This window comes from Burkholderia sp. THE68, assembly GCF_009938265.1.
GTDB lineage: Bacteria > Pseudomonadota > Gammaproteobacteria > Burkholderiales > Burkholderiaceae > Caballeronia.
In genome coordinates this window covers 82,018-95,490 of sequence record NZ_AP022318.1, presented here as the reverse complement: position 1 = coordinate 95,490, position 13,473 = coordinate 82,018, and the positions used below count along the sequence as shown (strand labels likewise).

General features: G+C 65.0%; 13 protein-coding genes. 5 read left to right on the top strand and 8 right to left on the bottom strand.

Annotation, left to right across the window (positions count from 1 at the left end; genetic code table 11):
• Nucleotides 1–6: 6 nt before the first annotated feature.
• The 4 genes from BTHE68_RS26400 to BTHE68_RS26385 are packed head-to-tail and all read right to left on the bottom strand — an operon-like array spanning nt 7 to nt 4,283.
• A complete protein-coding gene (locus tag BTHE68_RS26400) occupies nt 7–1,617 on the bottom strand; it encodes a rhodanese-like domain-containing protein (protein WP_162069276.1) in 1,611 nt (536 codons plus the stop codon).
• Between the two features lie 7 nt (nt 1,618–1,624).
• Entirely contained in the window at nt 1,625–2,815 is a 1,191-nt protein-coding gene (gene metC / locus BTHE68_RS26395; protein ID WP_162069275.1) for a cystathionine beta-lyase, read from the bottom strand.
• The gene (locus BTHE68_RS26390; protein ID WP_162069705.1) at nt 2,815–3,441 is read right to left on the bottom strand and encodes a cysteine dioxygenase family protein; all 627 of its coding nucleotides are present in this window, start codon (nt 3,439–3,441) and stop codon (nt 2,815–2,817) included. The genes metC and BTHE68_RS26390 overlap by 1 nt, the downstream gene beginning before the upstream one ends.
• Nucleotides 3,435–4,283: an amino acid ABC transporter ATP-binding protein gene (locus tag BTHE68_RS26385; RefSeq protein WP_232078131.1), complete on the bottom strand. Its 849-nt coding sequence runs from the start codon at nt 4,281–4,283 to the stop codon at nt 3,435–3,437. Before BTHE68_RS26385 ends, BTHE68_RS26390 begins: the two co-directional genes overlap by 7 nt.
• A gap of 211 nt (nt 4,284–4,494) precedes the next feature.
• On the opposite strand from BTHE68_RS26385, the gene BTHE68_RS26380 reads away from it, so the two are divergent.
• From BTHE68_RS26380 to BTHE68_RS26365, 4 genes are all read left to right on the top strand, one after another.
• A complete protein-coding gene (locus BTHE68_RS26380; protein WP_162069274.1) occupies nt 4,495–5,340 on the top strand; it encodes a transporter substrate-binding domain-containing protein in 846 nt (281 codons plus the stop codon).
• Nucleotides 5,298–6,071 carry an ABC transporter permease subunit gene (locus BTHE68_RS26375; RefSeq protein ID WP_162069273.1) on the top strand — a complete coding sequence of 258 codons (774 nt, stop codon included), beginning with the start codon at nt 5,298–5,300 and terminating at the stop codon, nt 6,069–6,071. Before BTHE68_RS26380 ends, BTHE68_RS26375 begins: the two co-directional genes overlap by 43 nt.
• On the top strand, nt 6,058–6,846 hold the full coding sequence (locus BTHE68_RS26370) for an amino acid ABC transporter permease (protein WP_162069272.1): 789 nt from the start codon (nt 6,058–6,060) through the stop codon (nt 6,844–6,846). Before BTHE68_RS26375 ends, BTHE68_RS26370 begins: the two co-directional genes overlap by 14 nt.
• Nucleotides 6,847–7,122: 276 nt before the next feature.
• Nucleotides 7,123–7,899, top strand: coding sequence for a hypothetical protein (locus tag BTHE68_RS26365; protein ID WP_162069271.1), 777 nt, complete (start codon nt 7,123–7,125; stop codon nt 7,897–7,899).
• Nucleotides 7,900–7,912: 13 nt separating this feature from the next.
• Here the strand turns inward: BTHE68_RS26365 and corA are convergent, their stop codons facing one another.
• From corA to BTHE68_RS26345, 4 genes are all read right to left on the bottom strand, one after another.
• Complete coding sequence (gene corA, locus BTHE68_RS26360; protein WP_162069270.1) at nt 7,913–8,890, bottom strand: magnesium/cobalt transporter CorA; 978 nt, start codon at nt 8,888–8,890, stop codon at nt 7,913–7,915.
• A gap of 189 nt (nt 8,891–9,079) precedes the next feature.
• On the bottom strand, nt 9,080–9,298 hold the full coding sequence (locus BTHE68_RS26355) for a hypothetical protein (RefSeq protein ID WP_162069269.1): 219 nt from the start codon (nt 9,296–9,298) through the stop codon (nt 9,080–9,082).
• Nucleotides 9,299–9,560: 262 nt separating this feature from the next.
• The gene (locus BTHE68_RS26350) at nt 9,561–11,453 is read right to left on the bottom strand and encodes a bifunctional diguanylate cyclase/phosphodiesterase (protein WP_232078130.1); all 1,893 of its coding nucleotides are present in this window, start codon (nt 11,451–11,453) and stop codon (nt 9,561–9,563) included.
• 108 nt (nt 11,454–11,561) lie between these two features.
• Nucleotides 11,562–12,404, bottom strand: coding sequence for an EamA family transporter (locus tag BTHE68_RS26345; RefSeq protein ID WP_162069268.1), 843 nt, complete (start codon nt 12,402–12,404; stop codon nt 11,562–11,564).
• A gap of 104 nt (nt 12,405–12,508) precedes the next feature.
• Here BTHE68_RS26345 and gcvA point away from each other — a divergent pair, with 104 nt between their 5' ends.
• Nucleotides 12,509–13,417, top strand: a complete 909-nt coding sequence (gene gcvA / locus BTHE68_RS26340) for a transcriptional regulator GcvA (protein ID WP_162069267.1) — start codon at nt 12,509–12,511, stop codon at nt 13,415–13,417.
• The last annotated feature ends 56 nt before the right edge of the window (nt 13,418–13,473 follow it).

Below are 13,473 nucleotides of genomic sequence, written 5' to 3'. Positions count from 1 at the left end.
TGTTCGTTATGGCTGCGCGAGCAGCGCCGCTTCACCGACGCGGAATGCGGCGAGTTCGTCGGCTGCGCACTGCGCGATGAGGCCGGTTTCCCACGCGAGATACGCGCGCGCGGCATCGAGATTGCCTTCGTGACGATCATGCACGAAAAAGAGAAAGTCGATGCGTTGCTCGGGCGTGAGATACAGTTCAGCGCGATCCACCGCGCCCGGCCACGCGTCAAGACCTGCCGCTGCGATCGTCACATGAGCGAAGCCCGCGTCACGCAGATCATCGGCGACGAGGCGGGCGGCATGGCGCGCGTTCGGATCGGTGAAAAGCACGATGGGCGTATCGTGCGTCGCGTGCGCTTCGCGCAACGTATCGAAAACGCGCGGACGAATCGTCCAGTGCGAACCCGCAGGCCGCGCGTGCCGATGCGCGGCGCTCGCACGCAGATCGAGCACGATGGAGTCGTCCGCGAGGTCCGGATGCGCGCTTGCATCGTCATCGCGCGCGGCCCTTGCATGCTCGCGTGGCGCAAAGCGCGCGGCGATATCCGCATCGACGGTCGCGGCTTCGAAGCCCAGTTGCACGAGCCAGTGCGCGACGACCGGCGCGCGAATGCCGTCGTGATCCACGAGCAGCAGACGCGCATGCCGCACGGCGACGCTCTGATCAGTCGCCTGCACGAGCTGGCCGCCGGGCGCGTGTTGCGCGAACGGCAGGCCGTCGCGCGCATATTCCTCCGGCGCGCGCACGTCGAGCAGATAGGTCGTGCGCGTGGCGTCGTCGAGCCAGGCGCGCGCGGTGCGTTCATCGAGCGCGACGACGCCGAAGCGCTGCGCGAGCGCCTGCGCACGCGTGCGCGCGTCGGAGCCGGCGAGCGGCGCATCGGCATGACCGCGCGTGCTGCCATGTTCGAGCTCGAAGCCCGCGAGCGTCCATCCCTGCGTGCCATTTTCGAGTGCGAACACGTCACGGCGGATACCGAGATTGCGCAAGGTCTGCGCGCCGATGATGCTGCGCGTGCGTCCCGCGCAATGAATCACGATGGTCGTGTCGGGCGAGCCCGCGAATGCGTCGATGTGCGCGGCGAGTTCGCCATTGGGCACGCAGACCGCGCCCGGTATCGCCATCCTGCGATGCTCATCAGGCGTGCGCCCGTCGATGAGCGCGATCGGACAGCCGCCGCGCTCCGCGCGCCAGCGCTGCAACTGGACGGCGCTGACATGCGGCGTGCCGTACTCGCGTTCGACGAGTTCGCCGAACGTCTTCGACGGCACGTTGATGCCGCGAAAGAGCGTATAGCCCGCGCGTTGCCAGGCGCTCGCGCCGCCTTCGAGTATCGCGATGTCGTCGTAACCGAGTTGCCGCAGACGCGCGGCGGCCCGCTGCGCGACGCTCGCATGCGCGTAGCCGTCGTCGAGCAGGACGATGCGTACGGTGAAGCGCGGCAACAGACGCGGCGCGTCGAGTTCGAGCCGGCTGAAGGGCAGGGGCGTCGCGAAGAACGGATGGCCTTCGCCGAATTGCCCGGCCTCGCGCACGTCGAGCAGCGCGATTTCGCGGCCGTCGTTGAGCCAGTGGCGCAGCGTGGATGCGTCGATGAAGCGGAAAGCGTCGAGGGCTGAGGGCATGGATCGGTCAGGTACAAGTGAGACGAAAGGCGCGGCGCAGATCGTCGATGAGGTCGGACGGATGTTCGAGGCCCACATGCAGACGCACGACCGGCGCATCGCTGGCGAAGTCGCTGTGCGCGCGCAGCCGCGCCGCGGGCGCGACGAGCGCGAGGCTTTCGAAGCCGCCCCACGATGCGCCTTGCGAGAAGAGCCGCAGCGCATCGACGAAGGCGCGCGCATGCGTCGCGTCGTGACGTGGCATGAATGCGAACGACACGAGCCCGTTCGCGCCGCGAAAATCGCGCTGCCATAACGCATGATTCGGGTCGTCCGGCAACGCGGGATGAAACACCCGCGCGACCGCGTTCTCGCCTTGCAGATATTGCGCGACCGCGAGCGCGTGGCGCGCGTGCTGCGCAAGCCGCACGCCGATGGTCCGGATGCCGCGCAACGCGAGATACGCATCGTCCGCGCCGACCGACAAGCCGAGCGCTTCGTGCGTGTCGCGCAGGCGTTGTGCGAGCGCGGCGTCGTTCGTGCTCACCGCGCCCTGCATCAAATCGGAGTGACCGCCTGCGTACTTCGTCGTCGCCTGAATCGACACGTGCGCGCCGTATGCGAGCGGCTGATGCAGCCAGCCCGCGCTCCACGTGTTGTCGGCGGCGACGATGAGTCCGTGCTCGCGCGCGAACGCGCCGAACGCGGGCAGATCGATGATCTCGTACAGAAACGAGCCCGGCGATTCGACGTACACGAGCCGCGTGTTCGCGCGCAGCGCGTGACGCGGCGGGCCGTCCTGCGCGGCGAAGTACGTTGCTTCGATGCCGAGCCGCGCGAGCAATGGCTCGATGCGCTCGCGCACCGGCCCATACACGCTGTCCTGAATCAGCACGTGATCGCCCGGCGCGAGCAGCGCCAGAAGGGTGAGCGTGATCGCGGACAAACCCGACGGCGCGAGCAGCACATGCGCCGCGCCTTCCAGCTCGCCGATGGCCGCTTCGAGCGCACGATGCGTCGCGGTGCCGTGGCGCCCGTAGGTCGCGACATTCTCGCCGTCATGACGCAGCCGAGAGAGCCGCTCGTACTCCGCGCCCGATGCGAAGCGCACGGTGCTCGTGCGCACGACCGGCACGTTGACGGGCGCGGCGCCGTCGTCGAAGGCGCCGAGGCCGGCGTGCAGAACACGCGTGGACGGGGCGTGAACGCGCTCGTCCATCAGCCGACCGCCTGCGTCTGCCGCTGCAGATGCGTCTGGTTATAGCGCACGATTCTGCCGTCCTCGAAGCCGAGCCGTCCCGACAGCGTTTCGAGCGGCCTGCCGTACAGATGGAAGTGCAGCGTCGGACGCGCGCCCGTCACATGGATGCTGTGGATGTCGTCGGGCAGGAAGGCGATCGGCGTGCCGCGCTCGACGAGCACTTCGCGATCGAGTTCGAGGCTCGCGCGGTCTGCGTCGCTGCGATCATCGGTGCGGCGATACACGCGGTTCAGTTCGCTGCCTTCCACTGCGACGATCACGGCCCACGTATCGTGGTTATGCGGAATCGTCGTCTTGCCCGGCAACAGCGAGTTCAGATACAGCGCAATGCCGTCGCTGCCCGGATTGAGGCGATAACGCGTCGACGTATCGCCGCTCGATGCATCGGGCGGCGGGAAATCGTCGCGCGAGAACAGCTCGGGCCGCGCGGCGAGCGTCTGAAGCGCGGCGGCGATGTGCGCGAGCGCATCGCGCGTGAGGCCGTCGCGTTCGAGGATCGCGTGCGTGTGTGCGATGAGCGATTCGACGCGTTCGCGTCGCTCGGTAACAGGCGTGGTCGATGAAACGGAGGTGTGGGTCACGATGGGATCGATGCGAGTTTCAGGGATGAACGTGTGCGTCGCGCACGGCTTTGCGTGCTGTCGAGAAAGCGCCGCGTGCGTTCGTCGCGCGGCGCATGAAAGATCTGCTCGGGCGCGCCTTCCTCGACGATCACGCCGCCTTCGGTATACGCCACGCGATCGCTGATGTCCTCGGCAAAGCGCATTTCATGCGTGACCAGCACGCACGTGAGCCCTTCGTCGACGAGTTCGCCGATAACATTGAGCACTTCGCCGACGGTCTGCGGATCGAGCGCGGAAGTCACTTCGTCGAACAGGATCAGCTCGGGTTGCATCGCGAGCGCGCGTGCGATCGCGACGCGTTGCTGCTGCCCGCCCGACAGTTCGCCGGGATACGCGCCGGCCTTGTCGGCGAGCCGCACTTTCGCGAGCAGCGCGTGCGCGGCGTGTTCGGCTTCGGCGCGGCTTGCGCCGAGCACGCGCATCGGTGCGATGGTGAGGTTCTGCAGCGCGCTCAGATGCGGGAACAGGTTGTATTGCTGAAACACGAAACCGATGCGCTTGCGCAGCGCGATCTTCTCCTCATCGCGTTTCAGCGCGCCGACATCGACACCGCCCACGCGCACTTCGCCGCGCTTGGGCGCGATGAGCCCGTTGATGCAGCGCAGGATGGTCGATTTGCCCGAGCCCGAAGGCCCGATGATCGACACGGCCTGATTGCGGCGCACGGTCAGATCGATGCCGCGCAACACGGCGGCGTCGTCATACGACAGATGCACGTCGCGCAAGGTGACGAGCGCGGGCGCATCGTGGCCGGAAGACTGAGGGGCGGACAAGGCAGCGCGTCCATGGACGAGAGACATCATGTGGCGGATCGTTGTCGCTGCAAAAAAGGAATGCTCATTCTAGAAACGCGGCAGCCCTTTTCGAACCAAGCAATCGTCACAAGGTTATTCGCGCACGCTCGATGCTTTTTTCTTCGCGTGTGCTTTGTAAAGCAGATCAGATTGGTTTGCCGCGCGTTCGCCCTTGCGTACGCTGGCGTGTCCTTTCACTACTCCAGCTTCCGAGGCTTCGATGTCATTCGCCGTTCACCTTCGCTCGCTCGTCCCAACCTGCGCGCTATTGCTCGCCGGCATCGGCGCGGCCCATGCCGATGCGACGCTCGACAAGATCAACTCGCGGCATGAACTCGTCGTCGGCGTGATGATCACGGGCGGCCCGTTCGGTTCCATCGATCCGGCGACGCAGAAGCTGCGCGGCTTCAACGTGGACCTCGCGCAGGATCTGGCGAAGCGGCTCGGCGCCGGCGTGCAGCTCGTGTCGGTACAGCCGTCCACGCGCGTGCAGTTCCTTCAGCAAGGCAAGGTCGATATTCTCGTCGCCAACATGGAGTACACGGACCAGCGCGGCGAGATTCTCGATCACGTCGCGACGCCGTACTACCAGGTCGGCGGCACGGCGATCACCGCGAATTCGAGCGGCATCACCCGTTGGGAAGATCTGCGCGGCAAGCCCGTGTGCATCTCGCAGGGCAGCAGCTATATCAAGCCGGTCGTCGAACGCTATGGTGCGATTCCACGTGCGTTCCCCGGCGCTGCGGAGTCATTGCTCGCGCTGAAGGGCGGCAACTGCGTGGCGGCGGTGCACGACGCCGCGCCGCTGCTTTATCCGTTGCAGGCGCGCGATCCGGAATGGCGCAACTATCGCACCTTGCAGCCCGAGCTGATTCCGTCGCCATCAGTGATCTGGGTGCGGCAGGGCGAGAAGGACATCGCCGCGCGGCTCGATCCGATCGTGCGTGACTGGCATCGCACGGGATGGCTCATCGACGAGGAAGCGAAGAACGGGCTGACGCCGCCTTCGCCCGCGCTCGCGCAATGGCACTCGCAGTATTCGTCGACAGCGGTGTCGTCGAAGTGAATGCGTTCATCGAACGAGCGGCGCACGCCGGACTCGATTACCGCTTTCTGCTCGATCACTACGATCGCGTGTCGTTCATCGATGGCATCGCCTTGAGCATCGGCATCGTCATGGCGACGCTCGCGGGCAGTGCGGTCGTCGGCGTCGTGCTGCTGGTCGCGTTGCGTTCGCAGAGCGCGTCGATCGCGGGCGTCGCGCGCGGCGTGATCGAACTCACGCGCAACACGCCGACCATCGTGCAGTTGTATTGCGCGTTCCTCGTGCTCAACACGCTCATCACGCAAGCACTGCACGCGCATGGCGCCGACAATCCGCTCAAGCCGTTTCTGTGGGTCGTGATCGTGCTCTCGATCAACAAGGGCGCGTTTCATGCGGAAGCGTTGCGCGCGGGCTTCGGGGCGTTGCCGCGCGAGACGCTCGAAGGCGCGGAATCGCTCGGCTTTTCGCGGCGCGCGCGCTTCTGGAGCATCGAGTTGCCGCTGGCGCTGCGCACCGCGTTGCCGGCGCTCGTCAACAATGCGGTCGAACTGGTGAAGGCGTCGGCGATCGCATCGGCGATTGCGGTCGGCGACATCACGTATCAGTCGATCATGATCTGGACGCAGCGCGACAACGTGCTCGCGTTGATGCTGCTGATCCTGCTGTTCTTCTACGCGCTCACGGCGCTCGTCAATGTGTCGGGCCGCTGGATCGAACGCCGGCTTTCGGTGCCTGGTTATGGACAGCGTTAAGTTCGATCCGCGGGTTCGCATCGGCTCGGGCGTCTATGCGTGCGCCACCATCATCCTCGCGGCGATGGCGCTGTGGCTGCTCGCGCCACGCGATATCTCCGGCGCGCAGTTGCTTGCGTCGTTTCTGCGCTGGCTGCCCGCGTTGCTGCGCGGCTTCGCGGTGAATGTGGGCGTGAGCCTCGGCGCGCTCGCGCTCGGCACGTTGATCGGCGTGTTCATCGGCGCGCTGGCGTTGCTGAGCGGCGCGGCGGGACGTGTCGCGCGGCTCTGGATTCAGGCCTTTCGCAACGCGCCCTGGCTCGTGCTGATTTTCTTCACGACGTATGTGTTTCCGTTCGAATTCACGATCGCGGGCCACGTCGTGCCGTTTCCCGACTGGCTCAAAGTGATCGCGGCGCTCGCGCTGCCCGCGAGCGCGAACATCGCTGAAGTGTTTCGCGGCGCGGTTCAGTCGATTCCGTCTGCACAATGGGACGCCGCCAACTCGCTCGCGATGTCGCGCAGACAGATCCTCGTGCTGATCGTGCTGCCGCAGTGCGCGCGCCGCATGCTGCCGCCGTGGATGAACGTCTACGCGATCATCACGATGGGCACCGCGCTGTCATCGCTCGTCGGCATCCACGACGTGCTCGACACCGCGCAAATCGCGAGCACGACGGTCGCGCATTCGAGCTTCACCGTGCTCATGTACATGAGCACGCTCGCGCTGTTCTTTGCCTACTGCTACCCCGTGACGCTCGCGACGCGCGTGTTCGAGCGCCGTCTGCACGCCTGATCAAGCCGATTCCACTGATGATTGAACGCCCTTCATTGGGGCGGTTGCCGCTTCCGAAACGATGCCCGGTGTGCTACGGTGATTCGTATGTATTACTTGCGACCGGGCGATCGCTGATTGTCGATCGGCCTTCCGAAATGATTCGGATGGAGTGTGACAATGGACCAGCGAGGCGGTGGCTCGCCGCTTTACTCAGTCATCTGCCCCCGATGCGAGACCCTGTCCTCAGTCGATGAACCCGCGTGCCCGTTTTGCGGCGCGGACAGGCACGGAGCCGTGCTGACCAAGGGCGCGGAAACGGCGGTGCGCGCGGTCGAGGCGGCGCGCGGCGTGACGCGCCATTTCCGCGACTTCGGCGCTCTGCGCCGCGTGGAGCGGATCAAACGCCCACGTGATTACGAAGCGCGCTTGCCCGCGCCCGAAGCCGGCGGCGCGGCCGTGCTCGATACCCAACGCGTGTCGAATTCCGTGCTGGCCACGGTGGTGATGGGCGCGGTCGTGATCGGCGCCTGCTTTCTGATTCGCGCGTATTTCGAGCAGCACACGTCGACGCTGCGCGCGAACGCGCTGCCTGTCGCGGTCGCGGGCGTGGTTCGGACGGCGCCGCCGAAAATCGAAGCGCCCGCCGACAAGCTCGTCGAAAGCCGTCCCGTCGCTGTGGTGACGCAAGCGCCGGCCGTAGCGGCGTCGCCATTGATTGCGGTGGCCGCGTCGAGCAAGGACAGCGTGAGTGAGAAGGTCGTTCCCGCACATTCGGTCGAAAAGAAGAAAGCGCCGGTGGCGCGCGCTCAGCGCACGCAGAAGGTCGCCGCCAAACCCGCCGCCGTGTGTTCACACAAGTCCGATCGTTCGTGCGCGAAAAGCACGCAACGCGTCGCTGCTGTGAAGGCAGAGCCGAAGCAGAAGCAGGCGAGCAAGCCGCCACGTCATGCGGAAGTCGCGCGCGCGAAACCCGCGACGAAGGAAATCCAGAAGGTGGCGGCGATTCCCGCGCCCACGAAACCCGCCATGGTCTACGACGGCACCTGGAAGCCCAGCACGAAGAAGAACTGAGAGCGTCTGACGATCAGATCCACTTCGCCTTTCGAAACCATCGAAAGAGCAGAGTGTCGATCGTGACGATGGCAGCTATCACTACTGGATAGCCAAATTGAGCGTGCAACTCCGGCATGTGCTCGAAGTTCATGCCGTAGATGCCCGCGATCATCGTCGGCACCGCGAACATCGCCGCGAACGTGCCGAGGCGCTTGGTGATGTCGCTGTCGGCCAGCGCGATCATGCCGAGGTTGACCTGGATCGCGGTGATCACCATCTCGCGGCGTCCCTCGATCGCGCCGACGATCCGTTCCAGGTGAACGTACACATCCTTGAAGTACGCCGTCATGCCTTCGCAGATGCCCGGCACGCGCCCGCCGGTCAGCTTGCCGACGCCTTCGAGCAGCGGCCCGATGTGATGCCGCAACACGACGAGCTGCCGCTTGAAGCGATACAGATCCTCGATCAGCTCGCGCGACTGACTGTTTTCCTGACGCGCGAAAATGCGGTCTTCGAGCACTTCGAGTTCGGCGGTGAGCGTCTCCAGCACGGAGAAATAACCTTCGACGATGTCGTCCATCAGTGCATAGAGCACGAACGCGGAGCCTTGCCGCAGCAGCGGCGGCTCGCTTTCGCAGCGCTCGCGCACGCGCCTGAAACCGCGCGTCGCGCGCATGCGTACCGATAGCACATAGTTTCTGCCGACGAATACATCGACTTCGCCGAACAGCAGACTGCCGTCTTCCTGCTGCTCCACCGTGTGCATCACCGCGAACAGCGAGTCGCCGTATTCCTCGATCTTCGGCCATTGATGATGCGCGCGCACGTCCTCCACAGCGAGTTCGTGCAGATCGAATTCCTCTCTCATCGCTTCGAGTTCGTCGGCCCCGGGGTCCTTGAGCGCGACCCAGACGAAGCACTCCGGCTTCTGCACATAGTCGCTGATCGCTTCGACGGTGATGTCGCCGAGCTTACGGCCGTCCTGATAGGCAACGCAGGCAACCAACATGATCGATCTCCTTGCGGCGGAGGCGTTGATCGGATGCGTGTCTGAGGGATCGACGCCGATATGCATCGTGCATTGGGTCAGCCGACTTTTTGATGACATCGCGCGCGGACTGTTTCGAGCGCCGCGCGGATCGAGGGAGGAAGTCGATGAGGCCGCGCTTCGCGCGAGACGCGAAGCGCGTGGTGAAGGTTACTCCGGGGCCTGCCAGTGTTCCTCGACACCCTTGTCGGTGATGCGCACCTTCGCGAGCAGAGGCGAATAGCCGCGCAATTTGATCTCGTCGACAGCGAGCCGCTCCGAGCGATAGACCTGCTGCGTGATCCTCGTGCCGTCATGGAATTCGAGCGCATAGCCGTCGATCGGCCCCCACTGGCCCTTCGGCATCGGTTCGATATAAACATTCTGCATCGCGTTTCTCCAGCTTGATTGGAAAGCATCGGGCGGTTCGCCGCGGCGAACGTGCACCTCTTGTACAAGAGGTTATAGAAGAAACGCCTGCCGGCCGCATCGGCGTGTGGCCGCGCGCACCAAATAAAAGTCGATGAAAATCAATGAGCTGGAGCCACTCTCCCATGATGAGAAAGGCGATCCTCCGATGTGCAACCCGCGTCGTGCTGCCATGCAGCGTGAATTTTCGGGAAACGGACCTCAATTCCGTATCGTGAAATTTTCATGAAACGAGCGCAGGCGCGTCGGCGGTCAGCACCGAAGCGAAGCGAAAGCCGTTTCGTCCCTTGCGCTTCGCTTCGTACATCGCGCGGTCCGCGTCGGCGAGGATGGCGTCGGCGGTGGTGCCGAAGCCGGCCGCGCACATTGCGATACCGACGCTGGTCCCGAGCAGCGCCTCCCCGCCGCCGATCGCGAAGGGCCGGCCGATCGCGCGGCAGATGTCCTGCGCGATCCGGCTGCACGCGCTCGAAGACGCGATGCCGCGTGCGAGCAGCACGAATTCGTCGCCGGCGAGGCGGCAGACGAGATCGCCCGCGCGCGTGGTCTTTTTCAGGCGCGCCGCCACCTGTCGCAACAGCGCGTCGCCGGCGTCGTGGCCGTGCTGATCGTTCACGTTCTTGAAGCCGTCGAGATCCATGAAGAAGAGCGCGAAGGGCTGGTCTGCGTCGCGGGCCGCTTCGATGGAAAGCGCGAGCTGCTCGGCCAGCGCGCGGCGGTTCGGCAGGCCGGTCAGCGCATCGAGCATGACCTCGGAGCGCATCTGGTTCTCGCGCCGCTTGGTCTCGGTGATGTCCTGCGACATGATGTAGAAGCCGACGACCTCATCGCGCCGGCATTCCGGGATATACGTCGCGTTCCAGACCCGGCCGGGCGCGGCCTCGTAGACGATGTCCTCGTGCGTCACGCGTTCGCCGGCGAGCGCGCGGCGGAACCACGGCAGACAACGCTCGAAGGTCGCCGCGCCGATCGTGTCCCGAACGGTTTTTCCGCGCAGCGCGGCCGGATCGAAGCCGAATACTTCGCGATACACCTGATTGTTGAACCGGTAGCGCAGGTCCGTATCGACATGGGCGATCAGCACGGGCAGGTTGTCCGTGATGGTCTGCAAGGCCGTGCGGCTGCTGGTGAGTTCGCAGGTGCGTTCGAGCACGCGGCGTTCGAGTTCCTGGCGGTAATCGCGCAATACGGTTTCGCTGTGCTTGCGGCTCGTGATGTCCTGCATCGTGCTGACGAAGTGCAGCGGCAGGCCGCGATCGTCGCGAATCAGCGCGACGGACATATCGATCCACACCGTGCCGCCGTCGCTACGGCGATAGCGTTTTTCGAGCGTATAGGTTTTTCTCGTGCCATCGAGCAGTTCGGCGACGAGTTGCAGATCGTCGGGAAGATCCGCTTCCTCGGTGATCTGCTGAAAGGTCATCGCCACGAGTTCGTCGGCGCTGTAGCCGGTGATTTCACACAGCTTCGGATTGACCTCGACGAAGCGGCCGTCCAGATCGACGATCGCCTTGCCCGTCGGCGTCTGCTGGAAGATCGCGTGAAAGCGCGATTCGGACAGGCGCAGCTTGCGGCGGTCGACCTCCTGCACTGCGCGGGTTTCGCGCGCGGCCTCCCGTTGCACGATCTCGCGCTCCAGCGTGGCCGCGAGATCGCACAGCGCCGCTTGTGCAGCCGCGCTCAGCGTTCTTGGCTTCGTATCGACCGCGCACAGTGCGCCGAGCACGAAACCCGCGGACGAGCGCAGCGGCGCGCCTGCATAGAAACGGATATGCGGCGCGCCTGTGACATGCGGATTGCCCGCGAAGCGCGCGTCTTCGTGCGTGTCTTCGATCAGCAGCAGCCTTTCGGAATGCAGCGCGTAGGCGCAGAACGACACGTCGCGCGAAGTTTCGCAGACATCCAGTCCGACGCGCGACTTGAACCACTGGCGATGTTCATCGACGAGCGACACCATCGCGATAGGCACCTGCAACAGCTCGGCGACGACGCGCGTCACACGGTCGAAGACTTCTTCGTGGGGCGTATCGAGCAGGTCGAGACTGCGGAGCAACTGCAGTCGCTTCGCTTCATCGGCGGGCAGGGGCGCCGCGTGCCATTCGGGTACGGGTTGCAAGGTTCGTCTCGACTCTATGGGTTACGCGAGGAATGTATCGAACCTCACGCAATCCCGATTCGTCGATCAGGGCACGGCTTGTGCCCCAATTCACGGCATGAACAGACCCTAAAGCCCGAGACAGACCGCGCCCGCCGCGACGACCACGCACGCGAGCCAGCGTTTCGCGCTGACCGCTTCACGCAGGAACACGCGTCCGATGAGCGCCGCGAACACGACGCTCGTCTCGCGCAACGCGGACACCGCGCCCATCGCGCCCGATTGCATCGCCCAGATCACGATGCCATACGCGGCGATCGACACGAGACCGCCCGCGAGCGACGAACCTACGGCCATCGGCGTCGCCTTCACGGGCATCCAGAGCGCCGGCAGGCCGCGTTTCGCGATGAAGATCACCGGCATGAACCAGTAGAACATGAACATCCACGCGGTATAGGACAGCGCCTCGCCATCGGATGCGCGCACGCCGATGCCGTCGATCACCGTATAGACCGCGATGGTCACGCCCGTCGTCAGCGCGGCGAGCGCCCCGGCGCGCGATACGTGGCCGCCTTGCAGCGCGAGCGCCATGATGCCGCCGGAAATCAGGACGATGCCGAACGCGTGCATCGGGCCGATGGCCTCGTGCGCGAACAGGGCCGCGCCGAGCGTGACGAGCATTGGCGAGGAGCCGCGCGCGATCGGATACGCCTGCGCGAGATCCCCACGTCGATACGAACGCACGAGGCTCACGTTATAGACGATATGCACGAGCCCCGATGCGGCGATGTACGGCCACGCGGCCCTGGCCGGCAACGGCAGATACCACACGACGAGCGCGGAGACGACCCCGATGGCGATGCTCATCCATGTCATCGACAGGAACCGGTCGCGATTGCCATGCAGCATTGCGTTCCAGCTTGCGTGGAGCACCGCTGCGAAAAGGACGACACCGCCGGTGTAGGTGAACATGCGTTTTATGTCGGTTATGTGACGGATAGTTCATAGAATATCTAACTTGTGATGCGCCCACAAACCATATAATTTGCGTTGTCGCGTTAGAAAATCTACGACGAATGAGACCTGCATTACCTTCCCTCAACGCGCTGCGCGCCTTCGAGGCCGCCGGGCGGCTCGGCAGCTTCAAGGAAGCGGCGGTTGAGCTGCATGTGACGCACGGCGCGATCAGCCAGCAGGTGCGCCTGCTCGAGGCGTGGCTTGGCGCGCCCCTGTTCGAGCGCCATAACCGGCGCGTGGTGCTGACGCCTGCGGCGCGGGTGTATCTCGCGGAGGTCGGTCCGCTCTTCGATCAGCTTGCGCAGGCTACCGCGCGCTATGGCCTGTCAGAGGCCGTCGCGCGCACGCTGAACGTCAATGCGCCCGCGACCTTCACCTTGCGCTGGCTCGTGCCGAGGCTGGAAAAATTCCGTGCGCGTCGTCCCGATGTGGAAGTGCGGGTCGAGACGTCGAATGAACCGGTCGAGAACCTCAAGGACACCTACGACATCGTGATCCGGGGTGGCCCCGACACATTCTATGGCTACGCGATGCGGCCTTTTCTGGAAGAGGAGCGCTTGCCCGTGTGCAGTCCCGCGCTGTTGCGGCGCGTGCCGCTGCAAACGCCTGAAGACTTGCGGCGGCATACCTTGCTGCATACGTCGAGCCTGCCGCGCGTGTGGCCGGACTGGCTGGCGCAGGTGGAGATGCCCGCGTTGATGCCCGCGGCGGCGCTCACTTTCGACCACTTCTATCTGACCTTGCAGGCGGCCGTCGACGGCCTGGGCGTCGCGATGGGACCGACCGCGCTCGTCGCCGACGATCTCGCGTCAGGGCGTCTCGTCGCGCCGTTCGACGGTCCGCGTCTGCCGTCGCGGAGCTACTGCACCTATATCGCCGACGACAAGACCGCGGACGATCTGATCGTGTTGTTTCGCGCGTGGCTGGAGCGCGAAGGCGCGGCGTTCGCGAGTGAGCCGGGTGTGTGAGCGGCAGCTTCGTCGCGGGGCGAATCCGGCAGACGTTTAACTATCCAGTTAGAATA